Annotated in this window: 23 protein-coding genes and 1 tRNA gene; 11 read left to right on the top strand and 13 right to left on the bottom strand. The window is 64.3% G+C overall.

The annotated features are described in order from the left end of the window. Positions 1 to 33 precede the first annotated feature (33 nt). The gene (locus PSET11_RS05725) at positions 34 to 243 is read left to right on the top strand and encodes a DUF1653 domain-containing protein (RefSeq protein WP_124091150.1); all 210 of its coding nucleotides are present in this window, start codon (positions 34 to 36) and stop codon (positions 241 to 243) included. Between the two features lie 35 nt (positions 244 to 278). Here PSET11_RS05725 and PSET11_RS05720 read toward each other — a convergent pair whose 3' ends face one another. The 4 genes from PSET11_RS05720 to PSET11_RS05705 form a co-directional block, all read right to left on the bottom strand. Beyond that, the gene (locus tag PSET11_RS05720; RefSeq protein WP_124091149.1) at positions 279 to 623 is read right to left on the bottom strand and encodes a hypothetical protein; all 345 of its coding nucleotides are present in this window, start codon (positions 621 to 623) and stop codon (positions 279 to 281) included. Beyond that, on the bottom strand, positions 598 to 1,104 hold the full coding sequence (gene fliS / locus PSET11_RS05715) for a flagellar export chaperone FliS (RefSeq protein WP_124091148.1): 507 nt from the start codon (positions 1,102 to 1,104) through the stop codon (positions 598 to 600). Before fliS ends, PSET11_RS05720 begins: the two co-directional genes overlap by 26 nt. Then, positions 1,101 to 2,408 (bottom strand): flagellar filament capping protein FliD, encoded by a 1,308-nt coding sequence (gene fliD, locus PSET11_RS05710; RefSeq protein WP_124091147.1) that lies wholly within the window; start codon positions 2,406 to 2,408, stop codon positions 1,101 to 1,103. The genes fliS and fliD overlap by 4 nt, the downstream gene beginning before the upstream one ends. A gap of 153 nt (positions 2,409 to 2,561) precedes the next feature. Next, positions 2,562 to 3,410 (bottom strand): flagellin N-terminal helical domain-containing protein, encoded by an 849-nt coding sequence (locus PSET11_RS05705; RefSeq protein ID WP_124091146.1) that lies wholly within the window; start codon positions 3,408 to 3,410, stop codon positions 2,562 to 2,564. A gap of 245 nt (positions 3,411 to 3,655) precedes the next feature. On the opposite strand from PSET11_RS05705, the gene PSET11_RS05700 reads away from it, so the two are divergent. The 4 genes from PSET11_RS05700 to PSET11_RS05685 are packed head-to-tail and all read left to right on the top strand — an operon-like array spanning position 3,656 to position 6,834. After that, the gene (locus PSET11_RS05700) at positions 3,656 to 4,138 is read left to right on the top strand and encodes a flagellar protein FlgN (protein WP_124091145.1); all 483 of its coding nucleotides are present in this window, start codon (positions 3,656 to 3,658) and stop codon (positions 4,136 to 4,138) included. 7 nt (positions 4,139 to 4,145) lie between these two features. Beyond that, positions 4,146 to 5,558, top strand: a complete 1,413-nt coding sequence (gene flgK / locus PSET11_RS05695) for a flagellar hook-associated protein FlgK (protein WP_124091144.1) — start codon at positions 4,146 to 4,148, stop codon at positions 5,556 to 5,558. Positions 5,559 to 5,560: 2 nt separating this feature from the next. After that, positions 5,561 to 6,448, top strand: a complete 888-nt coding sequence (locus tag PSET11_RS05690) for a flagellin N-terminal helical domain-containing protein (RefSeq protein WP_124091143.1) — start codon at positions 5,561 to 5,563, stop codon at positions 6,446 to 6,448. Further along, positions 6,445 to 6,834: a flagellar assembly protein FliW gene (locus PSET11_RS05685; RefSeq protein WP_124091142.1), complete on the top strand. Its 390-nt coding sequence runs from the start codon at positions 6,445 to 6,447 to the stop codon at positions 6,832 to 6,834. The genes PSET11_RS05690 and PSET11_RS05685 overlap by 4 nt, the downstream gene beginning before the upstream one ends. Positions 6,835 to 6,868: 34 nt before the next feature. On the opposite strand, the gene PSET11_RS05680 is transcribed toward PSET11_RS05685, so the two are convergent. The 8 genes from PSET11_RS05680 to PSET11_RS05645 form a co-directional block, all read right to left on the bottom strand. Beyond that, positions 6,869 to 8,428 (bottom strand): FAD-dependent monooxygenase, encoded by a 1,560-nt coding sequence (locus tag PSET11_RS05680; RefSeq protein ID WP_124091141.1) that lies wholly within the window; start codon positions 8,426 to 8,428, stop codon positions 6,869 to 6,871. Positions 8,429 to 8,633: 205 nt separating this feature from the next. Further along, entirely contained in the window at positions 8,634 to 9,113 is a 480-nt protein-coding gene (locus tag PSET11_RS05675; protein ID WP_124091140.1) for a Dps family protein, read from the bottom strand. A 116-nt stretch (positions 9,114 to 9,229) separates the two neighbouring features. Next, positions 9,230 to 9,778 (bottom strand): AMIN-like domain-containing (lipo)protein, encoded by a 549-nt coding sequence (locus tag PSET11_RS05670; RefSeq protein ID WP_124091139.1) that lies wholly within the window; start codon positions 9,776 to 9,778, stop codon positions 9,230 to 9,232. Between the two features lie 430 nt (positions 9,779 to 10,208). Next, the gene (locus PSET11_RS05665; RefSeq protein WP_124091138.1) at positions 10,209 to 10,412 is read right to left on the bottom strand and encodes a hypothetical protein; all 204 of its coding nucleotides are present in this window, start codon (positions 10,410 to 10,412) and stop codon (positions 10,209 to 10,211) included. Positions 10,413 to 10,468: 56 nt separating this feature from the next. Further along, the gene (locus PSET11_RS05660) at positions 10,469 to 11,749 is read right to left on the bottom strand and encodes an MFS transporter (protein WP_124091137.1); all 1,281 of its coding nucleotides are present in this window, start codon (positions 11,747 to 11,749) and stop codon (positions 10,469 to 10,471) included. Between the two features lie 153 nt (positions 11,750 to 11,902). Then, positions 11,903 to 13,774 (bottom strand): hypothetical protein, encoded by a 1,872-nt coding sequence (locus tag PSET11_RS05655; RefSeq protein ID WP_124091136.1) that lies wholly within the window; start codon positions 13,772 to 13,774, stop codon positions 11,903 to 11,905. Between the two features lie 117 nt (positions 13,775 to 13,891). Beyond that, positions 13,892 to 13,968, bottom strand: a tRNA-Thr gene (locus PSET11_RS05650). A gap of 159 nt (positions 13,969 to 14,127) precedes the next feature. Beyond that, entirely contained in the window at positions 14,128 to 15,003 is an 876-nt protein-coding gene (locus tag PSET11_RS05645; protein WP_124091135.1) for a DsbA family protein, read from the bottom strand. Positions 15,004 to 15,169: 166 nt separating this feature from the next. On the opposite strand from PSET11_RS05645, the gene PSET11_RS05640 reads away from it, so the two are divergent. The 4 genes from PSET11_RS05640 (at position 15,170) to PSET11_RS05625 (ending at position 20,364) form a co-directional block, all read left to right on the top strand. After that, positions 15,170 to 16,672 carry an alpha,alpha-trehalose-phosphate synthase (UDP-forming) gene (locus tag PSET11_RS05640; protein WP_124091134.1) on the top strand — a complete coding sequence of 501 codons (1,503 nt, stop codon included), beginning with the start codon at positions 15,170 to 15,172 and terminating at the stop codon, positions 16,670 to 16,672. Next, the gene (gene otsB, locus PSET11_RS05635; protein ID WP_124091133.1) at positions 16,662 to 17,489 is read left to right on the top strand and encodes a trehalose-phosphatase; all 828 of its coding nucleotides are present in this window, start codon (positions 16,662 to 16,664) and stop codon (positions 17,487 to 17,489) included. Before PSET11_RS05640 ends, otsB begins: the two co-directional genes overlap by 11 nt. 235 nt (positions 17,490 to 17,724) lie before the next feature. Continuing rightward, positions 17,725 to 18,807 (top strand): ABC transporter ATP-binding protein, encoded by a 1,083-nt coding sequence (locus PSET11_RS05630; protein WP_124091132.1) that lies wholly within the window; start codon positions 17,725 to 17,727, stop codon positions 18,805 to 18,807. Positions 18,808 to 18,966: 159 nt separating this feature from the next. Beyond that, positions 18,967 to 20,364 carry a DUF4032 domain-containing protein gene (locus PSET11_RS05625; protein ID WP_124091131.1) on the top strand — a complete coding sequence of 466 codons (1,398 nt, stop codon included), beginning with the start codon at positions 18,967 to 18,969 and terminating at the stop codon, positions 20,362 to 20,364. 7 nt (positions 20,365 to 20,371) lie between these two features. Here PSET11_RS05625 and PSET11_RS05620 read toward each other — a convergent pair whose 3' ends face one another. Beyond that, positions 20,372 to 21,754 (bottom strand): FAD-binding oxidoreductase, encoded by a 1,383-nt coding sequence (locus tag PSET11_RS05620; RefSeq protein WP_203415913.1) that lies wholly within the window; start codon positions 21,752 to 21,754, stop codon positions 20,372 to 20,374. A 169-nt stretch (positions 21,755 to 21,923) separates the two neighbouring features. Here PSET11_RS05620 and PSET11_RS05615 point away from each other — a divergent pair, with 169 nt between their 5' ends. Both PSET11_RS05615 and PSET11_RS05610 read left to right on the top strand, forming a co-directional pair. Continuing rightward, the gene (locus PSET11_RS05615) at positions 21,924 to 23,657 is read left to right on the top strand and encodes a glycoside hydrolase family 13 protein (protein ID WP_377947369.1); all 1,734 of its coding nucleotides are present in this window, start codon (positions 21,924 to 21,926) and stop codon (positions 23,655 to 23,657) included. 2 nt (positions 23,658 to 23,659) lie between these two features. Further along, on the top strand, positions 23,660 to 24,706 hold the full coding sequence (locus PSET11_RS05610; protein ID WP_124091128.1) for a LacI family DNA-binding transcriptional regulator: 1,047 nt from the start codon (positions 23,660 to 23,662) through the stop codon (positions 24,704 to 24,706). The last annotated feature ends 161 nt before the right edge of the window (positions 24,707 to 24,867 follow it).

The raw sequence follows: 24,867 nt of genomic DNA, 5'->3' as shown, positions 1-24,867 counted from the left end.
CCCCTTTCGGGCTGGGGCGGCTACTCTTCAGGCATGACGATTGAGCCGGGAATCTACGAACACTTCAAAGGGGCACGCTACGAGGTTGTCGGAGTGGGCAGGCACAGCGAGACGGAAGAGTATTTCGTTTACTACCGGCAGCTGTACGGCGATTACGGCTTCTGGGTGCGCCCGCTGGCCATGTTCACCGAACACGTGGTCCGCGACGGGTACAGCGGGCCGCGCTTCCGCAGCGTCGCCTGACGGGCCATCCCTGCGCCCACGGCAGTTTCGCTCTGCTAGCCGTTGACGTCCAGGTACACAGCGCCCCCGGTCTTCAGTGGGGCGGGAATCGCCGCCACAGCCTGCAGTTGCCGCTTCGCTTCCACGCTGGCATGCTGCAAGTGACCGATCAGGACGCGCTGCGCAGCCAACAGCGAGGCTGCCCGCTCGGCCAGTTCTGCAGGCAGCGACCCGGAGAGAGTTGGCGGCTCCCACAGCACCAAGGGCTGCGGTGCTTGGTCAGCGGCCGACGGCGGCGGGCCAGTGAGCAACGACCCGGCAGCCAGCAATCCCGCGTCGAGTCGGTCAAGGGCTGCCGTCCACGCCACCAGGTTTTCAGCCGACGCCAAGACTGGATCCACTCATTGTTCCCGGCTGCTGCCAGGCGGCGGCCGCTGCAAAGCCCCGAGCCGGAGCTGGCGCACCCGTAACGGGCGCGCCAGCGGCTGGCAGTCCAGACGCTGCCTCGTGCCAGGCCTGCCGCAGGGGCTCCAGTAGGGTGATAGCTTCCCGGGTCAACGCAGGATCCTTGCGGATATTAGCGTTGATCAAGGCAGTCGAAACGTAGTTGTACAGCCCCAGCAGCCCGTCGGCGCCGTCCCACACACCGACGTTCAGCGATGTGGTGAGTTCCGTGACTATGGCTTGCGCGTGCAGCAGTTGTTCGGACGCCGCGTTCCAGTCCGCATTTTCCTGCGCCGTTTCGGCCCGGTTGAGGTCCAGCAGCAACCGGTCGTAGAGCATGGTGAGAAGCCGGGCCGGCGAGGCCGAGTGCACGGAATCTGCAAGGTAGCGGGACCGCAGGGCTGCGCCTTGGTCGATGGGCGTGGTGAAAGAGGTCATGAGGAGCTTCCTGACGAGAGTCCGTTGATCTGCGAGGCCAACCAGGTTTCCTGGGACTTCATGTTGCTCAGCGCCACCTCAAGGGCGGTGTAGGTACGTTGCAGTGATTCCTTCCGGGACGCCAGGCGAAGGTCCCAGTCGAGAATCCGCTGCCCCAACTCCTTGACCTGGCCCTGCTGGCCAGTGATCGCGGTGGTGAGTGCGCCGTCGTACTTGTCCGAGGCCGCCGTGGCAGCCGTGGCGATCCGGCTGGCCAACTCCTGGACCTTGGCGCCCACTCCCACGGGGTCGGCGGCCAATGCTGCGGCGAACTTTTTGTCGTCGAATTCCATGGTGCCGGAGCGGGTGATGCTGATGCCGATTTCCGACGGCGAGCGCGGCGGTGTGCCCACCGGGAGTGAAGCCGCGGACAGGATCTTTTGGTTCACCTCGCGCACCACGCTTTCGCCAGTGAAGAGCCCGCCGCTGACGCTGGAACTGGAGGTATTCACAGCGCTGCGGCTGGCGATCAGTGCCAGGATGTCGTTGACGCCGGCCACCAGGTCCGACGCCGATTTGGTGGCTTTGGCGTCATCGCGCGCCACGGCCAGCGTGACGGGCTCCGTGGGGATGCCTTTGAGGGTTACGGCCACACCGGGAACAAGCTCGGCAAACGTATTGGTGGCGGAGGTGATGGTCTGTTGCGCCGCCGATCCTGCCCACAGTGTCAGTTCTGCGTCCTGGGCGGTCTTGGCGGTAGTAAAGGTGGCAGCGGTTCCGGAGACAGTGAATCCTGCTGCCGATCCGGACGTTTTCGCGGTGAGCTGCAGCCGGTATTGCCCATCCCCTACGGCCACACGGGAGGCTGTCACGCCGGCTTCGGAGGCGTTGATTGCCTTCACCACGTCGTCCAGGCTGGACGACGCCGGGGTGACGGTGACGGACGTACTGCCCGTGGTGATGGTCAGGGCGGAGTCCGGCCACGCCGATAGGGGCGCGGAGACGGAGACTTGGGTCTGGGCCAAGCGAGTCACCGAAAAGTCGATGCTGCCTGCACTGGCTCCTGCGGTGACGGCAGCGGAGACCTTTTCCGTTCCGGTGCTCACGGCCAGCGGGCTCATGGCGTCCGGCTTGGCCAGTGCCGAGGCTTGCGTGGCCAGGGACGCCACCTTGGTGTTGAGCCCCTGCAGGGCCGAAATGAAGGTTTGGATACCAGCAGACTTGGTCTTCAACTGGGTCTGCGGAATAGCTTCTACTTGCAGGAACGAGGAAATCAGCGCTGTCGTATCGAGTCCGCTGGAGAGTCCGTCCAGTGTGATTCCCACGGTTACTGCTCCTTGCCGCCGGTGGCGTGGTGATTCTGGTTCCTGGCAACAGAATGGGCCAGATGGCAGGAACCGGGCGGTGGACAGTCCACCACCCGGTTCCATTGGTCATGCTGTACTGCGATGAAGCTGCCAGCTAATACCGGCCAGGATTTAGCGCAGGAGCTGCAGAACGCCCTGGCTGGACTGGTTGGCCTGTGCCAGCATGGCGGTACCGGCCTGGGACAGGATGTTGTTCTTGGTGAACTTCACCATTTCCTCAGCCATGTCCGTGTCGCGGATGCGGGAGTTTGCAGCCGTCAGGTTCTCCTTGGAGACCTGCAGGTTGCGGACAACACTCTCGAAGCGGTTCTGGCTTGCACCGAGTTCTGCGCGGGCGGTGGAGACATTCTTGATCTGCGTGTCCAGGGCAGCGATGGTGGTCAGCGCGGCAGCAGGATCAGCGAATCCAGCGGTGGCCAGGCCGGTGACGGCCGTGCCGATGAGTGAGACGTCGGTCAGGTTCACAGAGATCTGATCTGCCGCAGTCCCGTTCGCGCCAACCTGGAACGTCAGAGAAGTCTTCGCGTTCGCCGCCGTCTTGTCACCAAGAAGGTTGGTTCCGTTGAATTCCGAAGACGCAGAAATACGGGTCAGTTCAGCGCCGAGCGCGGTCACCTCGGTGGCGATGGCCTTGCGTGAATCAGCGTTGTTCGAGTCGTTACCGGCCTGGACGGCCAGGTCACGGACGCGCTGCAGGATGGTGTGGACTTCGCTCAGGGAGCCTTCAGCGGTCTGGATGACGCTGATGCCGTCCTGGGCGTTACGGGCTGCAACGCCCATGCCGTTGGCCTGTGACTTCAGGCCCTCGGAGATTGCCAGGCCTGCTGCGTCGTCGCCGGCGCGGTTGATCCGCATGCCGCTGGAAAGCTTCTCCAGTGACTTGGACAGATCGTTCTGCGTGTTGTTCAGGGTGCGGTACGTGTTGTTGGCCGCGAGGTTGGTGTTGATCTGCATTCCCATGGTGTTTTCCTCCGTGAGTTGGGACTGGTGCGAGGGTCCATCCGTGGTCCCTCACAGGTAGCTATCGCCGTCCCGGGGATGCCGGTAAGGGAAAACGCTGAACATTTTTGCAAGCCAACTCCCATGCCTGTCACCTAACGATGACCATGAGGTGGCCGATAGTTCGGAGGGAACGCAGCTGTCCGTGGCCTGGCGCCCGGCACGACCAACCCGCACTCCACTTTCCCTAAGGACCCGTCTTACTCATGGCTATCCACGAACTGTCAGCCCTCCTGTGGCGGGAACGTGAACTCCTCGACATCCTGACCTTCAAGCTCGAAGAAGAGCAGCTCATCCTGACCTCCGGTAAGTCGCAGTGGCTGCCGCACGGAACCAAAGAGGTTGAACAGGTACTGGACCGGCTTTCGCAGGCGAGCCTGGCTCGCACGGTGGAGGCTGCCGCCGTCGCCCGTTCGTGGGAGCTCCCGCCAGATGCCACCCTCACCCAATTGATTGCGGCGGCCCCAGAAGGTCCGTGGGCGGAGATCCTTTCCGCCCACTTGGCCGCGCTGACCAGGCAGGCAGCCCTCATCAAGGACCTCAGGGACGCAAACGCACAATTCCTGCGGGCGGCGGTCCGCTCCACCCAGGAAACGTTGGCAGATATGCGCCCCACCACGGGGACTTACGACTCCCACGGCAAAACCGATGCGGACAACGGCTCGCAGCTCTTCGACAGGCAGTTCTAAGGACCCCATGAGCACCTTCGGCGCACTCAACACCGCGTTCCGCGGACTCACCGCCGCCCAACAAGGCATTGCGGTGGCCGGCAACAACATCGCCAACGCCACCACCGCCGGCTATACCCGCCAGCGCGTCGATCTTTCGTCTGTGGCAGCTCCCGCCCAACGCCTTTTCAGCGGTGGCGCACCACTGGTGGGTCAGGGCGTGTCCGTGGACAGGATCGGGCGCCTGGGCAGCGATTTCCTGGACGGCGGCGTCCGCACCGCGGTGGCCCAGGCCGGTTTCACTGCCGCCAGGGCCCAAGCCCTCCGTGGCGTGGAGGACATCCTCCAGGAGCCTGGCAAGTCAGGAATTTCCGCGGGCCTGCAAGCCTATTGGGCCGCTTGGCAGGGTGCAGCCAACAAACCGGGCGATGCCGCGGCGGGCGCGGTGCTGTTGGAGGCCGGGAATGCCCTGGCTACCACCATCAACACGGCTCAAACCGCCCTCTCGGGCCAGTGGAGTACCAGCCGCAGCCAGGCTGAAGCCACCGTGTCCGCCATCAACAGCACGGCCGCGCAGGTCGCGGAATCCAACGCAGCCATCAGGTCGATCCTCAACTCCGGTGGCGCGGCCAATGAACTGATCGATGCCAGGGCCATCCTCACGGAGACGCTCGCACGGCTTTCAGGTGGAACCGTCAAGGAACTTCCGGATGGCACCATCAACGTCTTCGTGGACGGAAACGCGCTGGTGGACGGCACCTCAGCCCAGCAGCTGGTGTTGTCCGGCCCTTCCACTATGGGCGGCGCCTTGGCGTCAGGGGCTGCCGTGCGCGTGGAGTGGGCGGATCGGCCGGGAATCGCTGTTGGCGTTGGTGGGCAGATCGCCGGCGTCCTGACGACTCTGGCGCCTGCCGCCAATGGTGCCGGTGGAATCCTTGCTGAAGTGTCGACGTCGTACGCCAGCTTCGCCCAGGACCTCGCCGCCCGCGTCAACGCCCTCCACGGCGGCGGTCAATCCGCCACGGGCGCGGCCACCGGAGACTTCTTCAGCATCTCGGCCACCGGCACCGTATCCGTGGTTCCGCAAAGCGTCGCAGGAATCGCCACCGGGACCCCCGGCGGCGGCACCCTGGACAGCAGCCGCGCAGACGCCATTGCGCAATTGGGCGTAGGTAGCGGCTCGCCCGACGCCGGCTGGCAGGCCATCGTGTCCGGTATCGGCGTTGCAGCGAGAACAGCTCTCCAGCAGGACGCCCTTGCCTCGGCCGCGCAGGTCTCGGCAGCTGGCGCACGGGATTCGTCCGCCTCCGTCAGCCTCGACGAGGAAAACATCAGCCTCCTCAGCAACCAGCATGCCTACCAAGCGGCTGCCCGGGTGATGACCGCCGTCGACGAGGCGCTCGATGTTCTGATTAACCGCACCGGACTGGTGGGCCGCTGACCATGATCAATCGGATCACCAACCTCACCCTGACCACCTCGGCCCAGCGCGGGCTGCAGGAACATCAGGCACGCCTGGCCGAGGCGCGCGATAAAGCAACCTCGTTGGCCAAGATTTCACGCCCGTCAGACGATCCCGCAGCGATCGCGAGCGCCATGCAGACGCGCGGACTACAGACCGCTGCAGCCCAGTACGGCCGGAACATCGACGACGCCGGCGCGTGGGTTGCGCTGGGCGACTCCGCCTTGGAGCAGGCCACCAACACGCTGAACAAGGTGCGGGACCTGGCCTTCCAGGCAGGCAACGGCTCGCTCAATCCTGCGGCCAGGGAAGCCCTCGCGGCGGAAATCGAGTCACTCAACGTGGAGCTGCTGCGGGTGGCCAACAGCCAGTACGCGGGCCGGAACCTGTTCGCCGGGAACTCCGATGCCGGCGCCGCCTACAGCCCAGGGAACCCGCCGGTGTACAACGGCACGGCCGGGAGTTCGGTGGAACGCCGAATTGGCGCGGGCAGCACCATCAGGGTGGACCTTGATGGAGCCGGAATTTTCGGCCAGGGCGCCACGTCAACGTTCGCACTGCTCGGCAACATTGCCACTGCCATCCGGGCAGGCTCCGAAGTAACCTCTCAGGTGGCAGCAGTGGACAGCAAAATCAGCACCACAGTTGCCGCCCGCGCCGAGCTGGGTACTCGGCAGGCTCGATTGGAACTGGTGGGGCAGGCAAACACAGAATTGGAGGGCCGCTTGGAAACCCAGCGGACAGGACTTGAGCAGGAGGACTTGGGAGCCATGATCCTCAACCTCAAGGTGCAGGAAAACAACTACCAGGCAGCGCTGGCGGCCACCGCCCGCGTCCTGCAGCCCAGTCTGATGGACTTCCTCCGATGAGCACCTCGACCCAAACGGCCGGCGGCGTCACGTTCACCGCGCCCATGCCCGGACTAGCCGGAGTCACCGATTTTTCGTTGCGACCCATCCCCGAAACGGATGGGCTGTACGCGCTCGAAGGCTCCGGCAGCTTCTCCGTCCGGCTCTTCCTGGCCGACGCCGCACTGTTCGTCCCGGACTATGCGCCGCCAGTTCCTGCACGAGTCTTACTGGAGCTGGGGCTTGCTGAACTGGCGGCGGGGCAGATCCTGGTGGTGGTCAATCCGGCCGACTCCGGCACCACTGTGAATCTGATGGCACCGGTGGTCCTCAACGCCGCCACCGGCACCTGCACCCAGGTGGTCCTCGAGTCCAACGCGTACCCCCTGCAGCACCTGCTGACCTGACGCGCTGATTCCTGCCTGAGGAACCTCCCGGCCTTTAGCCTGCTACTTCGTCGCGTCTGGGCGGACCAAACCAACTGCCGAGCGCCTCGGCCAGTCCTTCGGCTGAATCCAGACCCACCCAGGCCACGTACCCGTCAGGCCGGACCAGGACAGCCGTTGGCGCTGCTACGTCACCTATGACCGGCAGGTTCCAGGGGTCCGTGGTGGTTGCCCTGACGTGCTGGACCCGGTCAGTCCACCCCGTAACGTCCAGCTGTGGGCCGCCGAGTTCCAGCAGCACAGGCCTGGCGCTATGCAGTAGGTCGTAGACCTTGCCGGTGTGACCCTCCGCTGTCGTTGCGCCTGTAGTCGTTCCGCCTGGTCTAATTCCGACGGTGGTCATTCCACCAGTGGTGACTCCGACGTCGGGCATCCTGCGCCCCAGCAGCGGATGCCCCGTTGCTGGTTCTTTCGTGTCCGCCGCGTCAGAAGTCATCACGCCGTAAACCACGTCCAGCCCAGTCACCAGCGCCGCCGCGGGAACGCTGGCACGCTCCACGCGCAAGGCCTCATCGAGGAGATCCCGCAACGCTTCCTGCCGTGGATCGGCCTTCTGGAACAGTGACTGGGCCATGGTGAACTTCAGCGCACGAGCACCAGCTGGATGCCGTTCCGCGTGATAGGTGTCCAACAGGTCTTGGCTGGATTCCCCGCGCAGCACCTGGCCCAGTTTCCAGCCAAGGTTGACGGCGTCCTGGATTCCCAGCCCAATGCCCATCCCACCCGTTGGCGAGTGCACGTGGGCGGCATCCCCGGCCAAGAAGATCCGGCCTGACCGGTAGGACGCAGCCTGCCGGGTGGCATCACTGAAGCGGGAGAGCCAGGTGGGGCTGTGGACACCGAAGTCGGTACCGAACACGTCGTTGAGCGCCTGTTGGAGATCAGCCAGGGTGGGTTCGGCGGCGGATTCCAGGGTCGCTTCCGTCACTACCACCCGCACCATGCCATCAGCCATGGCGTGCAGCCCGTGAATGCCCCTGGCGTCCACCTTCGCCGCTGGCGGCAGTGGCTCGGTAGCCTGCACCTCGGCAATGAGGCTGCTGCGGGTTGCATCTGGGCCAATCAGCTCGATTCCCGCCGCACGCCGAACAGCACTTCGGCCACCGTCAGCTGCCACAACAAACTGAGCCGTCAGCGGTCCGCCGCCGGCGAGCTGAACGGCCACGCCGTCGTCGTGCGAGGCCACCCCCGTCACCTCGACGCCCCGCCGGATAGGCGCACCCAACTCCTCGACCCATTCCAGCAGCAGCCGCTCGACGTGGTTCTGGAACAAGGCCAGCGTGTACGGGTGGCGGGTGGGCAGCGCGCTGAGATCCAGCGGCGTGCTGCCAAACGTTGCCGCGGCGAACGTGGTGCCCGCGGCCAGGAACCGATTCACAATGCCGCGCTGATCAAATAGCTCAAGGGTGCGGGAGTGCACTCCGCCACCCCGGGAGCCAGCCAAGGCCTGCGACGCCCTCCGTTCCAGGACCACCGCATCCACTCCCGAAAGCCTAAGCTCTGCCGCCAGCATCAGCCCGGTAGGACCGCACCCAACAATCACCACTTCATGCATGAACAACCCTCATTCCGAACGGCACGGCTCCGCCAGCCGAACCGCCAGTATGGGCCATCCTGGGGGCCTTGCCACAAGCCCCATGCCAGGCGTTATCTTGGAAAGAGGAGAACAGTTGGATGAAGCCGAACCGGCTTTGGCGACAAAAAACGGGTGGCGCCGGAACTAATGTTCCGGCGCCACCCGCTTTAGTACTGCCGTAAACCTAGTCGACGTCCGGCGTGGTGACCGATGCCGTGGCCTTCATGTTTTCCGCCTGCACCATCCAGGCGAACTGCTCCAGCTTGGAGATGAATTCGTGGAGCAGGTCCGCGGTAGTGGGATCTTCCTCATCCACCTCGTCATGGACCTTCCGCATGGTCGCCACGGCGGCTTCCATGGCCGCAACGATCTTGTCGATGGCGTCCTTGGTGTTGATCAGCCCCTCGGGAAACGCAGGCAAGCTGGTGGACTCGGCCACCACTGAGCTGCGTCCATCCGGCAGGGCGTGCAACGCGCGCATGCGCTCGGCCATGTCATCGGCGAAAAGCCGGGCAGCGTCCACGATTTCGTCAAGCTGCAGGTGCAGATCGCGGAAGTTGGTGCCCACGATGTTCCAGTGCGCTTGCTTGCCCTGGATATGCAGCTCAATCAGGTCAACAAGCACGGCCTGCAAGTTGTTAGTCAGCGTCGGTGAAGCCTTCATACATCCTCCTCGATTGGTCCTAACCCTGACCGTAGCAGCCCTGTGACCCCGCCGGAACGGGGTCACAGGAAATTTCACAGTAAGCTTACTAATTTGTGAAATCGGTCAGTTGACGGTCACCAGAAGTGTGCCACGTCCACCACCAGCCGTGATCCTCCAGCAGGACCGTCAAGGGTCAAGACCCTAAAGGGAAGCCTTGCCCGGACGCCCAGACCGAGGTTGGTGTAGCCCTCGAAACTGTTGGCCCAGACGATTTGCCTGAAGGTCTGGTAACCACCCACGCCGACGAGGCTGATGCTGTCGTCGAACGAGTAGGTGGGGTTGCCGGCGTTATCGTACGAGGGAGCGAAGATCGTTACCTGCAGGCGTGCACCGCCGGCAGTAGGGACGATCGCGCCGCTGCCGTCTGCGACGATGTTGGGCACGTAGCGGACAGAGAACCCTTCGGCCGGCCCGCTGAGGTCAACCACCATCCGGTCGTAGCAGTAATGCTGCCCAGCGCGGACGTTGGTGAGTGTTGCGGCGCTGCCGGTGTCTGCGCCGGCTTTGGCAAGAGATCCCCAGCTCAAGCCACAATACGAGGCTGCCGAGGCGGGCCCCGGAACCAGCAATCCGAGCCCTATGGCCAGGAGTATCGCGGAAATCCAAACTGCGAGTTTTTTCATGATGATGCCACCCAAGGAAGGAGCGAATGGATAGCTCAAGGGTAGGAGCGCACGGCCGCCGAATCGAGGGCCGTAGCCGCTTCGGCGCGGAACCGTTAAGTTCGCGCCGCCAGCGTCACGCAGTAGTGCGTCAAGCCCGTCTTTTCGCGCGTTCGATGCGCTTTTGATGCAGTTGCTGCGCCGCTCCGTTATGGCAAATAACGACGCCGGCACAGGGCTTTCCGCGCCGCTCACTTGCGCGTCACTACTGGAGTGACGGGAGTGAAAGGTGGGGCCCCGCGCCGCGCTTTACAACGCCGTCCAGTCTCAGTGTGCACGGGTCTCTGTGCCTCCCTGCACAGTGAAGTCCAGGCTCACTGTGCACGGGCAGTCCCTGCACATTGACGGCGGACCAAGCTGCGCCGTGCGGTCCGCGGGTGTGGAGACTGCGCTAGCCGCCAGCCGTCGTCGTGCTCTGGTGGGCGGCCGCGTGAACGCTCCTGGCGTGGGCGGCGCCTGCCGTAACCCCGCTCAAGGCGGGCAGCCAGCCCCATCGAGTGGCGTCGGCCATAGCCCCAACGGCGCTGTCTTCGGACTCGTATGTGAAGAGGTCGAGGAGCCAGGCCCGAAATCTGCTGCTTCTGGTCGTTGTCATGCCTGAAACCTATGCAGGAATTGTTGTGGCTTCGTTTCGGACCGGTCTCCCGCCGATTAACTCTGTTCCGTTCCCTGGTCCGCCTGGGCGCGTTGCCGACGACTGAGCAGGATAAAGGGGACGGCGAGCAGTTGCACGGCGCCACCCACGGCCAGCGACGCCGAGTAGCCGAAGAGGTCAGCGGTCCGGCCAAGCGCGGGCTGCACCACCACTCCCCCGGCCGAGCCCATGAGCGAATCGAAGCTGAGGACCGTGGCTCGTTGCCTCGAGGCGATCATGTCGTTGAGGTAGGCCTGGCGCACCGGCGTTCCGGCGCTGCCCACCACCGCCCAGACCGACAGCAGGACCAGCGCCAGCCAGAACTCGGGCGTGAACATCAACACCACGAGCACGGCGGCGCTGACCACGTTGCTGACGATCAACACGGTGGTCCGGCGGCGAACCATGGACCGAACCTTAGGCGCCAGCCAGCCACCAAGGACATTCGATCCCGCTACTATCGCCGCGGCCAAGCCGGCAATGGCGTACGCGCGGGGGTCGCCAAAGAGTTCCAGGAGGTAGGGCTGCAAGGCATAGAACACATAAAAGCTCACTCCCTGGGTGAAGGGCGCTGCAAGCATCATGTACCGGATCGGCGGGTTTTTCAGGCCGCCATCAATCGAGGCCCGCAGGACTGCGCGAGTTGCCTGCAGGGGGTGCGGCGAGCGCTCGGGGACGAAACCGACGTCGTGCATCAACCGGAACGCCACAATGAACATGGCTAGCAAAATGCCTGCCCGGAGCAGGAACGGTACGCCGAGGTTGGTGGCCTGGGCGATGACGCCGCCGGCAACCGAGCCAGCCAGCATGGCGATTCCCGACACCATCTGGCCCTTGCCCAAAACTGCTTCTAGGCCGCCGTCGTACTTGGCGAAGGCCAGCGCATCCACCAGCCACGCCTCAACCGCCCCGGAGAAGAACGTGAACCCCAACCCCAGAAGCACCGATGCCGCCGCCCACCACCAGAAGGGCGCCGAGAGTTGCCACAACAGGTAGTAGAGGAAGGTGGTGACGGCGAGAGTCACGGTCCCCAGCAGGAACGATGCTCGCCGGCCCCAACTGTCGGCGACCACCCCGGTGGGAACCTCGAACAGCACCATCCCAGCGGTGTAGAAAGCGTTTGCTGCGAAGGCTTCGAAGTTGCTGAGCCCGGCGTCGAGGAGGAACAGCGTGTTGATGCCCCAAATGAACGAGGCCGCCAGCGTGTTGCCCAAGGTCAACGTCAAGTAGACGCGCTGGATTTTCTGGGCCTCCGGGTTCACCGTGCACTCCACATCATTCGGGACTGTTCCCTGCATTCGACACCCTGACGGCCAGTTCAGCAAGGACGTCACCATTCCCAAACCATTGCTGCGGGACTACGATGGCGCCAGCGGACGGGGTGAGCAGTCGGAGCGGTGCTCTAGCCTGAAGATTAATTTCTCGGGGGACTTTTGACGCAGCTCCGTCCGCTACTTCCTCCGCAGGTAGGTGTAGGCCGGCCGCGCCGCAGCCAGCGTCCGGAGCCGCCCAGCCGTGTTGAGGTCCAACGCGTCCCGCAGGCACTCGAGGTGGTCTTCACCGGCCTTGCCCTTGTAAGGTCCAGCGCTTTGCTCCGTTGCCCAGTACTTGGTGTGGGCAAACCCGCCGAGGCCTACCTCCCTGGCCTTCACCGGGCGGTCGTAGATCCACTTTCCGAACAACGGATTCAGCGGCCCACCCACCGGGTCGCCGCCGATGATTCCGTGCGCGGGAAAGTAGAGGTTGGTCCATCTGGTCATGGCGAAAAGGGCCCCATGGTCAGGAACCATGAAGGTGTTGCCTCGTGAGCCGTCCGTGGCCCGGTTCGGCAGGGCGTAACTGAAACGTGGGGGTCCCTTGCGGTCGTCGGGTTGCGGCGGACACGTGGGGAAGACCTTGTCCCGGATCATCGCGTTGAACTGGTCCGCACTGGCGGCCATCAGGATATGGGCATGAGTGAGCGGGGAACCCATGGTCACCAGGTCCGTCACCAGCCAAGGCTGGGTGTTGCGCCGATGCTCCATCCACGCTGCGGCCTGCACCGTGCGGGCGTCGTACCTTTGCGACCGAGTGGCGTCTGACGCTTTCTCGGCCGCCGCGAGCGCAGTCAGGCTCTGACGATCGGGCCGCTCATGCTGGCCATGCATCCAGTTCCAAGTGAAGGTGAGGATGTCATAGGCGATGGCGCTGCCCAGGCTGTGGGAGGCAATCACGATCCGCTGGTACTCGCCTGATTCATGCAGCTTCTCGAGCAGGCGTACCCCTTCCTCACGGATCTCCTGCCGACGAGCAATGTTTTCCGGCTTCGGCTCGAAGTATCGGGCAGCGTCCCCAAGGAAACCGGTCAAGAGCTTGGCTCCAGGGCCTTTGACCACTTTCCACAAGGTGCGGCCCACGGCGAGGGCCACCGCAAGCAGCGTGGCCAGGCTGCCCGCCACCACCAGGTCAGCGGTGGATTTCGGGGTGAAAGCCTTGTAGATGGGAAAACCCAACAGGATCAGCAGTGTGAGGGCGGCAATGATCCGGATGGTCCAGACATGCGGACGCAGCGACCGCGGAATGTCGCGGCGCAGCAGCAGACTCTTCGCCCACGCCAGCACCTGGCCTACGGTGCTGTCGACGATCAGGTGAGCCCAATACAGCTCGTAGACATCCGTGGTGGGCCTGCCCTCGGTACTGGGGTCGGGTCTGACGGCCTGCAAGGTGAGCTTTCGGGTCTCGAAGGATCCCAACAATGTATCTGGCTTCACCCAACGGCCCGGACCCACCCCCTCCCCAAAGACACCCCGCACGAATTCGGTGAGCGTCTGCCCCGGCTGCTGCTCACCGATGCCGTGAATGACGATCAATGCCTGCTTTGGCGAGTCCCGGCGTCGTCGGGTGGCATGGACGATTGAGGTGAGCCGGTTCAGTGCCGCCTGCCAAAACGCCAGGCTCAACCGCACCTGGTGGGGATCCTTGAGGTTCCCCACCGTTATCCGGACGGTACTGGTGTCCCGCCTGGACCTGGCGACGCCTGAGGCGACCCCCGTCACGGTGATGGTAAGGCGCGGGCCCGGGCCGGACTCGGCCGTCAGGGAAGAGGAACCGGTGCTGTCGGATTCGGTGATGCGGGTGACCAAGCTATTTCGGTAGGAACCGTCCGACGTGGGCAGCACGGCGAGACCACCTACCCGGGCGGGCACCACGGCCCCTGGTCCGACCCACCTTTGCAGCATTTCGGGACGAAAGAGGAACCCACGCAGCTCTTCGGCGTTCATCCGCGGGCTGGCGCAGACTGTCAACCGAAGCCCACCGGGGCGGGCCGAAGCAAGGGTATTCATGGTGGCCCCCAAAGAATTGGCGGATCCGAGTAGACCTCAGCCTAGGACCGTTGGGAGTGCACCGCCAGAGCTTTTGTAGGCCGCATTGTCAGAGCCTCGCCCTGCGCCAAGTGCATATGGAGCCTCCTGTCGGATTCGAACCGACGACCCCCGCTTTACAAGAGCGGTGCTCTGGCCAACTGAGCTAAGGAGGCGAACCCGGTAAGGGGTACGCGCCGCAATGGCGCTAGATAAGGTTAGCCCAAGTCCCGCCGGTGGTAAAAACGCGGCAGAACCAACGCAAAACGGCCCGACTCCAGATCACTCCGGAATCGAGCCGCACGCTCGGCCGCAAGGCCGCAGGGGCGGTGAAACTAGCCCTTGGCGGTGATGGCCGTCTGGATGTCGGCGTTGAGGTCGGTGGTGCCGTCCCACTGCTTGCCGTCAACGAAGATGGTGGGCGTCCCCGTGATGCCGGTGTTCGCAGCAAGTGTGGTGGAGTACTTCACGTACGGGCGGAACTTCTTGTCGTCCACGCAGCTGCCGATGTTGGCGCCAATGTCGCTGGCCATGGACTTCAGCTTGTCATCGGACAGGCCAGCGCTGCCTTCTGCAGGCTGGTTGGTGAAGAGAAGGTCCACGTATTCGGCGTACTTTTCCGGTGACGTGTCGGCCACGCAGGCAGCGGCGTTGGCTGCACGGGAAGAGTAGTTGGTGCTGGACTGGCGGTCCAGGAAGCCGAGCGGACGGTATTCAAGGGAGATCTTGCCGTCGTTCCGGAGTGTGGTGAGGGCATCGTTGTAGGTATCCTCGAACCGCTTGCAGACCGGGCAGATGAAGTCGACATAGGCTACAACCTTGACCGGCTGGCCAGCCTCAGCCTCGGCGCCGGGCGCCACCAGCGGGCTCGGCACGGCATCGGGCTTGGCCGGCACGTTCGCCAGGTCCACTGAGCCACCGCCGCCGTTCTTGACCTCAGTGTTGGCGAGGAGGGTGACGCCACCATTGACGTTGGCGCTGGCTGGTACCGGCCCCTGATCGGCAATAGGCGTGTTTTGCTGAATGTTGGTGGTGACCACGAGCCCCACAATGACCAAGATAGCGACAACGGCACCCACGATGCCCCAGCCGATGAAGACCTTGTTGCGTTTGTCCTTCTTGATCTGGGCTTCGCGGATCAGCCGAGCCTTCTCGCGCGCTTCAGCAGTGCGCTCAGCCTTGGACTTCCGATTTTCGTTTGCGGGGCTCATGTGTTCCTTGGATCGATCGACGAAGGGGGACCACTCAGTGGCAACTCCCATCATTTTAGGGGAGAAAGCTGGGAGCTTGCGCCTTCAAGTAACTAAAGGACGGGGCGCGCCAAAGATTCCACCCGATAGTGTTGGCTGCAGCACCGATTACCCCAAGGGGGCAGCAATGCAATCACCCGTCCAGGACAAATCCGCCACTGCAGCAACGTCCGGCGCCGCCGGGACCGCGCAGCACCACCACACCACGTACGACTTCATGGTGGTTTCGAATCGACTTCCGGTGGATCGGTGCGCCCCTGGCGAGCCGGGCGATGACGGGTCCGGGTGGCGCCGCTCCCCCGGCGGGCTGGTGACGGCATTGGCGCCCATGATGACCAAGACCGACGGCGCGTGGGTGGGCTGGCACGGCGCTCCGGACGAGTCGCTGGCTCCCTTCAGCCACGGCGGCATGGACCTCGTTCCGGTCCAGCTCAGCGGCAACGAGGTAGAGCTGTACTACGAAGGCTTTTCCAACGCCACCCTTTGGCCGCTCTACCACGACGTGATCGCACCCCCGGAATTCCACCGGACCTGGTGGGACGCCTACCGGAAGGTCAACCAGAGGTTCGCCGACGCCGTCGTGCGTCATGCGGACAAAAACGCCACCGTTTGGGTACAGGACTACCAACTGCAGTTGGTGCCCCGGATGCTGCGAGAGGTCCGCCCCGACCTGCGGATCGGCTTCTTCAACCACATTCCGTTCCCGCCGCCGGAGATCTTCGCACAGCTGCCGTGGCGCCAGGCCATCATTGACGGCCTGCTCGGCGCGGATCTGGTCGGTTTCCAGCGGGTGAGCGACGCTGCCAACTTCATGCGTTCCGCCCGCCGCTTCCTGGGTGCCAGCGTCAAGCAGCAGCAGGTCCACGTGAAGAACGACGACGGCGACATCACCCATATTGCCCGGGCGCAGGCCTTCCCCATCTCCATTGATGTGGCCCAGATCAGCGCGCTGGCAAACGATCCGGACATCATTGAGCGGGCCCGGCAGATCCGGCAGGACCTGGGCAATCCCAAAACCATCCTCCTTGGCGTGGACCGGCTGGACTACACGAAGGGCATCCGGCACCGCCTCAAGGCCTTCGAGGAGCTGCTGGCAGATGGCAAACTCTCCGTGGCGGACGCTACCCTCATCCAGGTCGCTTCACCCAGCCGCGAGCGAGTGGAGCAGTACCGGATCCTCCGCGAGGAGATCGAGGGTACGGTCGGCCACATCAACGGCAACTACGACACCCTCGAGAACACTGCCGTGCGCTACCTGCACCACAGCTATCCGGTGGAAGAAATGGTCGCGCTGTACCTCGCCGCCGACGTCATGCTGGTCACGGCATTGCGGGACGGCATGAACCTGGTGGCCAAGGAGTACGTGACCGCCAGGACCAACAACGACGGCGCGCTTGTTCTCAGTGAGTTTGCGGGCGCCGCCGACCAGCTCAAACAGGCGTTCCTGATCAACCCGCATGACATCGATGGGCTCAAGAGTGCCATCATGACGGCGGTGGACATGCAGCCGCGGGAGGCCTCGCGCCGGATGAAGTCGATGCGCAAGCAGATCCTTGACCATGACGTTGACCATTGGTCCGCGGCGTTCTTGTTGGCCCTGGAACAGAAAGCCATCCGCGATGACACCTGAGCAGCGCCCCACCCTGGCCCTGTCACCCGAGCTGCGGGCCGCCCTGCAGGAGGTTGCGCAGACTGAGCATCTCCTGGTGGCCATGGACTTCGACGGCACCCTCGCGCCCATCGTGGGGCGGGCTGAGGACGCCCGGCCGCTGCCGCGTTCGGCTGCGGCGTTTGCTGGCCTGGCCGCGTTGCCGCGCACGACGACGGCCCTCATCTCCGGCCGCGCCCTCGCCAGCCTGCGGGGCGTGGCATCGCCGCCGGTTAATTCGCTGCTGATCGGCAGCCACGGTGCCGAAGCATGGCTCGGCCCAGGTTCTGCCGGGTTGACCCTCGACCCGGAACAAGAAGCGTTGTTGGCGGAGGTGCGCGGCATCTTGACGGAGATCGTTTCGGTGGCACCGGGCACCGTCCTGGAAGAGAAACCAGCGGGAGTGGTGCTGCATACCCGCCTTGCTGCCGACGATGTGGCTGCTGATGCCGTTGCTGCTGCCCGGCAGTTGCTGCAGGACCGCAAGGGCGTCTACCTCAAGGACGGCAAACGCGTCCTTGAGACGTCGGTAGTCCATGCGTCCAAGGGCGAGGCCGTAACCTTCTTGCGCCAGATCACCGATTCCACCGCGATCGTCTTCGCCGGCGATGACACCACTGATGAGGACGCGTTGGGCCGGCTCGAACCAGGCGATGTGGGCATTAAGGTGGGAATCGACTTCACCAGCGCCCAGTACCGCGTCGAGGCGCCTACCCACGTGGCCGAGCTCCTCGAAGTGCTGCTCCAGGCGCGCAGTGAAGCCGTCGCGGAGGACCTGTCGGAGCCGGAAGGGACCTGATCTCCGCCGCATACGTCGGGGGAAGGAAGCGATCAACGCCACACGTGAGGTTCGTAACAGACTGGACCCTTCGGCGCGAATATGGCATATTATTGGTTGTGATGTGGCGCACAGTTCCGTGCGGCATTGCTCGACGCCCACTGGCTCCGGTCAGCGGGCGTCAAAAACTAAATAAACATGAACCATTCACAACGGATCGTCCGGCACGTACCTGCCGGTGAAGGGATTGATAACTGTGGCTACAGTTACTTTTGATAACGCTACGCGTCTGTACCCGGGCACAGAAAAGCCCGCCGTCGATAAGCTCAACATCGACATCGCCGATGGCGAATTCCTCGTCCTCGTTGGACCCTCAGGTTGCGGTAAGTCCACCTCCCTGCGCATGCTCGCAGGCCTGGAAGACGTCAACGCCGGCCGGATCCTCATTGGCGACCGCGACGTCACGGACGTCCCGCCGAAGGACCGCGACATCGCCATGGTGTTCCAGAACTACGCGCTGTACCCGCACATGACGGTTGCAGACAACATGGGCTTCGCCCTGAAGATCGCCGGCGTCTCCAAGGAAGAGCGCGCCGAGCGCGTCCGTGAAGCAGCCAAGCTCCTTGACCTCGAGCCTTACCTGGACCGCAAGCCGAAAGCCCTCTCGGGCGGCCAGCGCCAGCGTGTCGCCATGGGTCGCGCCATTGTGCGTAACCCGCAGGTCTTCCTCATGGATGAGCCGCTTTCCAACCTGGACGCCAAGCTCCGTGTCCAGACCCGTACCCAGATCGCGTCGCTGACCCGCAGGCTGGGCGTCACCACCGTCTACGTGACCCACGACCAGGTCGAGGCCATGACCATGGGCGACCGCGTGGCAGTCCTCAAGGACGGCCTCCTCATGCAGGTTGACACCCCGCGCAACCTCTACGACCGCCCCAAGAACGTCTTCGTTGCAGGCTTCATCGGCTCCCCCGCCATGAACCTGCTCGAGCTTCCCGTGGTCGACGGCGGCGTCCAGTTCGGCGGCACCGTTTACCCCGTGCCGCAGAACGTCCTCGCAGAGGCCAACGGCTCAACTGTCACCGTCGGCTCCCGGCCCGAAGACCTGGAGCAGGCACCCGCTGGCGAAGGCCTGAAGGTTGAGGTCGACGTCGTCGAAGAACTCGGCGCCGACGCCTACGTCTACGGCCACACCACGCTCGACGGCAAGGACCACGACATCGTGGCACGCGTCGACGGTCGCCGTCCTCCGCTGAAGGGCGACACCCTTTACGTCCGCCCGCAGTCCGGCCACGTTCACCTGTTCGACACCAAGACGGGCCTGCGCCTCGGCGACTGATCCCCCACTGGCACCCTAGCCTCGCTTCGCTTCGGCCAGGGAACCCTGCCCGCGTGGGCCCTTGCAATACCGACGGCGGCCCCTTCACTGGAGGGGCCGCCGTCGGGCGTTAAGCCAGATGTTTAGCCCATCGCCACCGAGTACGGAAGAATCACCCTTATGACCGAGGACAATAGCGCCCAGTGGCACGACGAACCCACCGACTACGCGCAGATCGGGAAGTTGCCGCGCTTCGTGGCGGCCAGCGCGGACGACAATAAACTCCCGTCGGTGTCCAGCTCGCTGAACATCACGGCGGCCGCCGCGGATCCTGAACTCCTCGACCTTCCCTGGCACATCGCGTTGGAGGACTGGCCAGCCGAGAACCTGGCGGCCCTCCCCCGCGGCATTTCCCGGCACATTGTCCGGTTCGCCCACCTGGGCGGCTCGGTCATCGCCATCAAGGAAACCTCCGAGCACGTGGCCCGGCACGAATATCACATGCTCCGGAAGCTGGCGCGGCTGGATGTGCCGTGCGTGGAACCCGTCGCCGTCATTACCGGCCGGACCACCCTTGACGGGCGCCCGCTGAACCCGGTCCTCGTTACGCGGCACCTGAAGTTTTCCATGCCGTACCGCGCACTTTTTTCGCAGATGCTGCGCAAGGACACGCTGACCCGACTAATCGATGCCCAAGCCCTCCTGATGGTCCGGCTGCACCTCATCGGCTTCTACTGGGGTGACGTCTCACTCTCCAACACCCTGTTCCGCAGGGACGCCGGGGCGTTCGCGGCCTACCTGGTGGACGCCGAAACCGGCGAGCTCTACCCGGACCTGTCCACAGGGCAACGCGAATACGATCTCGAGATCGCCAGAGTCAACATCGCCGGCGAGCTCATGGACCTGCTCGACGGCGGCCTGATTGAGGAGAAGGTGGATCCTGTCGCCACCAGCGAACTCATCATGGACAGCTACCGGCGGCTGTGGACCGAACTCACGGAGAAGGAATCGTTTGAGCTCGGCGAACGGTGGCGGGTGGGCGCGCGGATCCGCCGGCTCAACGAGCTCGGCTTCGACGTCGAGGAGTACGTCATCAAAACCACCCAGAACGGGTCCACCATCCAGCTGCAGCCCAAGGTGGTGGATGCGGGGCACCACCAACGCCGGCTGCTCCGCCTCACCGGTCTCGACGTTCAGGAAAACCAGGCCAGGCGGCTGCTCAATGACATGGACTCGTTCCGCGCCGACAACAACCCCGACATGGACGAGGAATACAGCGCCCACCTTTGGGTGAGCCAGATCTTCGAGCCGATTGTCCGGTCCATCCCGCGGGATCTGTCCGGCAAGCTGGAGCCCGCAGAGGTGGTCCACGAGATCCTGGAGCACCGCTGGTATGCCTCTGAACAGCAGAGCCGGCACATTCCGCTGGCCGAGGCCGTGCAGTCCTACATTGATTCGATCCTGCGGCACCGCCGCGACGAGGCAGCCATCATGCTGAACCCGGACACCGAGCTGCTGAAGATCCTCGAAGTGGAGACTGAGGAGTCCCGCTACGGCGACGACGACGTGGAGGACTAAGTTTCCCCTAGATCGCCTTGCCGGGGTTCAGGATTCCCGCGGGATCGAACAGCGCTTTGATCCCGCGCTGAATCTCGCGCACGGGCTCGGGAAGTTCCTGGCCAAGCCAGCGCAGCTTGTATTGCCCCACGCCATGCTCGCCGGTGATGGTCCCGCCCATGGCCAAGGCCACCGTCACCGACTCGTCCAACGCAGCATCCAGGCGTGCCGCAGCATCCGCGGCAACGCCGTCGGCCGGGCGTTCGACGGCGAACGTCGGGTGCAGGTTGCCGTCACCTGCGTGGGCCACCACTTTCAGCGACACCCGATGCGCGGCCGCCATCTCTTCCAGCGCGGCCACATAGTCCACCAACCGTGAGCGGGGCACGGCAACGTCCTCACCAACACGGTACTGGTCATCCACCTCGGCTCCTCGGCTGTGACGGCGTAACTCCACCAGCCGCTGCGCCTCAGCGCTGTCCTCGTTGGTGACCACTGCGCCGCCAGCCTGCAGGACCTCCCGGATTGCCGCGGCTTCGGCAGCGGCGCCAAAGCCGTCGGTCTGGATGAGCAGCAGGGACTGGCCGCGGGTGCTGAGGTCCGAGCCGTGGACCTCGTCCAGCTGAGCCAGCGCCCCGCCGTCGAGCAGTTCCATGATGGCGGGCTGCACCCGGGCTCGGCCTACCGCCAGGACCCCTGCGGTAGCGCTGCGGAAATCGGGATAGAACGCGGCGATGGTGTGGACGTCACGGGGTAGGTACTTGAGCCGCACGGTCACGCCCACCACAATGCCCAGGGTCCCCTCCGAGCCCACGAACAGCCCGGTCAGATCGTATCCGGCCACACCCTTGAACGTCTGTTGTCCGGTGTGAATCAACGAACCGTCAGCCAAGACCACGTCCAGGGCCAGCACCGAATCCCGCGTGACACCATACTTGGCGCAGCGGAGCCCGCCGGCGTTGGTGGCCACGTTGCCGCCAATCGTGGACATGCGGTAGCTCGCCGGGTCCGGCGCATACATCAGCCCGTGCAGAGCGGCCGCGTCGTTGAGCACGGCGTTCACGACGCCGGGTTCCACCACCGCCGTCTCATCGTCCGGGTTGAGCTGCAGGATCTTATCCATCCGCTCCAGCGACATGACCACACAGTCCTTGGTGGCGTGCGCGCCGCCGGAGACGCCGGTCCCTGCACCACGCGGGACAAGCGCGACGCCGGCGGCCGAGCAGGTGCGCACGATCGCCTGGACATCGGCAACACTTTCCGGGAACACCACTGCTTGGGGGAGGTGGAAATCGATGACGGGGGCTTGGTCGATCGCGTACCGCTGACGTGCGTCGTCCGTTTCCTCAAGCTGGCCGGCCGCTAGGAAGCCAGCCAATTCGGTTACTACGCTGCCCACAAAAGTCTCCATCCGCCGTCGTACCTCCCAGTTTATGACAGCGCTGACAGCGCTTTTTCCACCTGTTCTGCAACCGTTTCCACACTTGATTCCGCGGATTTTCCCGGGTTGTTATCAAGTCTTGATCAAGTCCACTGGAAGCGCTTTCATTTCTCGCTTGCGTACCCCTATGCTGTCTCTCATGACAGTCGAAACTGTGACCCAGAACACTCTGCAGTCGGTGGGACCGCTGACGCTCATTCACGCTGCTGACAGCGTTCCCGGCTGGTGGCGTTCAGCCGTGATCTACCAGGTTTACCCGCGGTCTTTCCGAGACCTGAACGGTGACGGCGTGGGCGATCTTGCCGGTATCACCACCGAGCTGCCGCAGCTGGCGGACCTTGGCGTCGACGCAGTCTGGCTTTCCCCGTTCTACCGTTCGCCGCAGCGTGACGCCGGCTACGATGTCAGCGACTACTGCGATGTGGATCCGATCTTCGGAAACCTCGGTGATTTCGACGTCATGATGGCCGAGTCGCAGCGGCTGGGGCTTCGGGTCATCGTGGACCTGGTCCCCAATCACTGCTCTGACCAGCACATCGCGTTCCAGGCAGCCCTTGCGGCCCCTGCCGGCAGCGTCGAACGGGACATGTTCATCTTCCGCGACGGCCGGGGCGTGGACGGCAACGAGCCGCCCAATAACTGGCAGTCGCACTTCGGCGGACCTGCCTGGACCCGCATCGTTAGGCCCGATGGGACACCGGAGCAGTGGTACCTGCACCTCTTCGATTCCTCACAGCCGGACTTCAACTGGGACAACCCGGCCGTCCACGCAGAATTTGAGCGCGTCTTGCGCTTCTGGCTGGACCGCGGCGTCTCCGGATTCCGGGTGGATGTGGCCCATGCGTTGGTCAAGGCAACGGGCCTCCCCGATTGGGGCGGCCGGGCCGACGGCGGCAGCAGCGACGGCTTCCCGGGGCAGGACGCCCCCATGTTCGGCCAACCCGCCGTCCACGAGATCTACCGGCGGTGGCGTGAAGTCCTGAGCGAGTACGGCACGGATCGGATCCTGTGCGCCGAGGCCAACGTGGATCCGCTCCCGCGGCTCGCCAATTGGGTACGCTCGGACCAGATGCACCAAGCCTTCAACTTCCCTTACCTGCATGCGGGCCTGGACGTCTACCGCCTCCGGAATGTCATCACCGACTCGCTGACCGTGCTGGATTCCGTCGGCGCCCCCAGCACCTGGGTGCTGTCCAACCATGACGTGGTCCGGCATGCGAGCCGCTTTGGCTACAACGGGCAGGGACCGCGGGACGGCGACGGAATCGGCCCCGCCGACCAGCAGCCAGATACCGCCTTGGGGAGGCACCGAGCTGCCGCGGCATCGCTGTTCATGCTGGGCCTGCCCGGCGCAGCCTACATGTACCAGGGCGAAGAGCTTGGCCTGCCCGACGGCATCGACATCCCAGAACACCAGCGCCAGGATCCCACTTTTGCCCGCACCGGGGGGCAGCGCTTGGGCCGGGATGGTTGCCGGGTGCCGCTGCCGTGGCGTGCCGGGGACCGCAATCTGGGATTTGGTGCCGACGCCGATCCTTGGCTACCGTTCCCCGAATCGTTTGCCGGGTTGGCCCGGGACGTCCAGGCAGCCTCGCCAACATCGCACCTGTCTCTCTACAAGGACACTCTGGCACTCCGCCGGGAACTGGGCCTTGGGCGGGGATCGCTGCACTGGGCCGAGGAATGGTGCACCGGCTCGTCACTGGGCTTCGTCAACGGGAACATCTTGGTGTTGATGAATCTCAACCATGAAGGACTGGAAATGCCGCCCGGCCAGGTCCTGGTGCGGAGCGTTCCGTCCAGCACCGACACCGCACTGGCCTCAGGCGAGACGGCATGGATTGACCTCGGAGCCAGCGACTTCGCTGACTGAGCATGTCTGGTATTAAAGAGGTTGCGGTCAAGGCTGGGCTCTCAGTGGCCACGGTGTCACGTGCACTGAGCGGGAAGGCCAACGTTTCGGCAAAGAGCCGGGAGTTGGCCAAGCAGGCAGCGCAGGATCTCGGGTTTGTCCCCTCCTACCATGCCTCGAGCCTGGCCTCTGGCCGAAACTCCAACATCGGGTTGGTGGTGCCATACGTCCAGCGCTGGTACTTCGCGTCGGTCCTGGAAGGCGTTTCGGACACCCTGTTGAACGCCGGCTACGACCTGACGCTGTACAACGTCGGAGAACAGGTAGAACGGCGCAGCAGTGTCCTCAGCGATTTCCTGCTGCGCAAACGCCTGGACGCTGTCATCACCGTCGCCCTAATGCTGAGCGAAGACGAAATCCAACAGCTCCTTGCAGTGCACCGGCCCATTGTGGGCATTGGTGGAACGTTGCCAGGGGCTGCTTCCATCAGGATCGATGATGCCCGGCTGGCCCGGATGGCTACCGAACACTTGATCCGCCTGGGGCACACGAAGATAGCCCACATGACCGGAGACAACGAGCTCACCCGGGACTTCAAACTCCCTGGCATCCGCTTCGATGGCTTCCATACGGCCATGGCTGCCGCTGGACTGTCCGTGCATCCAGAGTGGCGGGTGAGTTCGGACTTCACTATCCAGGGCGCTTACGTTGCGGCCCGACAGCTTTTGGGCACAGCTGTAGAGCGGCCAACGGCCATCTTCGCGGCATCCGACGAAATGGCGATTGGCTGCATCCTGGCAGCGCGAGACTTCGGCCTGCAGGTTCCGCAGGACCTGTCAGTCATCGGCATGGACGGCCACGAACTCGGCGCCATTTTCGGGCTCACCACCATCGACCAGGATCCTCGTGGCCAGGGCGCTTTGGCAGCCCGGACGGCCCTGGAACTGCTCGACGCATCCACCACCCGCGATGGCGGCGGGGCTGCCCTGCCGGCCTGTGACCACGAGTATCCGACGCGCTTCATCATTCGCACCAGCACGGCCGCCCCAGCCCCCCTCCCGGGAATCTGACGCGGGTTTGCCCAACCCTCCCGGGGTAGTTGCGCCGGTTTGGCCAACCCTCCCGGAGCTCTTGAACTGCTCCCCAAATGTTGGACTGAGAAATTTTCAGTTCCGATGTGAGGGGAGCAGTTTTATGTGTTCGCGTAGTTCGTTGTCTGTGGTGCAGCGGG

The sequence above is a fragment of the Arthrobacter ulcerisalmonis genome (assembly GCF_900609065.1).
GTDB classification, from domain to species: Bacteria; Actinomycetota; Actinomycetes; order Actinomycetales; family Micrococcaceae; genus Arthrobacter; species Arthrobacter ulcerisalmonis.
This window is presented reverse-complemented; position numbering and strand designations above follow the sequence as displayed.

Bases quoted from the DNA above. Each gene is read 5' to 3' on its own strand.
- PSET11_RS05725 (WP_124091150.1), top strand. From the start codon at position 34: ATGACGATTGAGCCGGGAATCTACGAACACTTCAAAGGGGCACGCTAC.
- fliS (WP_124091148.1), bottom strand. From the start codon at position 1,104: ATGACCTCTTTCACCACGCCCATCGACCAAGGCGCAGCCCTGCGGTCC.
- PSET11_RS05705 (WP_124091146.1), bottom strand. From the start codon at position 3,410: ATGGGAATGCAGATCAACACCAACCTCGCGGCCAACAACACGTACCGC.
- PSET11_RS05700 (WP_124091145.1), top strand. From the start codon at position 3,656: ATGGCTATCCACGAACTGTCAGCCCTCCTGTGGCGGGAACGTGAACTC.
- flgK (WP_124091144.1), top strand. From the start codon at position 4,146: ATGAGCACCTTCGGCGCACTCAACACCGCGTTCCGCGGACTCACCGCC.
- PSET11_RS05690 (WP_124091143.1), top strand. From the start codon at position 5,561: ATGATCAATCGGATCACCAACCTCACCCTGACCACCTCGGCCCAGCGC.
- PSET11_RS05685 (WP_124091142.1), top strand. From the start codon at position 6,445: ATGAGCACCTCGACCCAAACGGCCGGCGGCGTCACGTTCACCGCGCCC.
- PSET11_RS05680 (WP_124091141.1), bottom strand. From the start codon at position 8,428: ATGCATGAAGTGGTGATTGTTGGGTGCGGTCCTACCGGGCTGATGCTG.
- PSET11_RS05675 (WP_124091140.1), bottom strand. From the start codon at position 9,113: ATGAAGGCTTCACCGACGCTGACTAACAACTTGCAGGCCGTGCTTGTT.
- PSET11_RS05670 (WP_124091139.1), bottom strand. From the start codon at position 9,778: ATGAAAAAACTCGCAGTTTGGATTTCCGCGATACTCCTGGCCATAGGG.
- PSET11_RS05665 (WP_124091138.1), bottom strand. From the start codon at position 10,412: ATGACAACGACCAGAAGCAGCAGATTTCGGGCCTGGCTCCTCGACCTC.
- PSET11_RS05660 (WP_124091137.1), bottom strand. From the start codon at position 11,749: ATGCAGGGAACAGTCCCGAATGATGTGGAGTGCACGGTGAACCCGGAG.
- PSET11_RS05655 (WP_124091136.1), bottom strand. From the start codon at position 13,774: ATGAATACCCTTGCTTCGGCCCGCCCCGGTGGGCTTCGGTTGACAGTC.
- PSET11_RS05645 (WP_124091135.1), bottom strand. From the start codon at position 15,003: ATGAGCCCCGCAAACGAAAATCGGAAGTCCAAGGCTGAGCGCACTGCT.
- PSET11_RS05640 (WP_124091134.1), top strand. From the start codon at position 15,170: ATGCAATCACCCGTCCAGGACAAATCCGCCACTGCAGCAACGTCCGGC.
- otsB (WP_124091133.1), top strand. From the start codon at position 16,662: ATGACACCTGAGCAGCGCCCCACCCTGGCCCTGTCACCCGAGCTGCGG.
- PSET11_RS05625 (WP_124091131.1), top strand. From the start codon at position 18,967: ATGACCGAGGACAATAGCGCCCAGTGGCACGACGAACCCACCGACTAC.
- PSET11_RS05620 (WP_203415913.1), bottom strand. From the start codon at position 21,754: ATGGAGACTTTTGTGGGCAGCGTAGTAACCGAATTGGCTGGCTTCCTA.
- PSET11_RS05615 (WP_377947369.1), top strand. From the start codon at position 21,924: ATGACAGTCGAAACTGTGACCCAGAACACTCTGCAGTCGGTGGGACCG.
- PSET11_RS05610 (WP_124091128.1), top strand. From the start codon at position 23,660: ATGTCTGGTATTAAAGAGGTTGCGGTCAAGGCTGGGCTCTCAGTGGCC.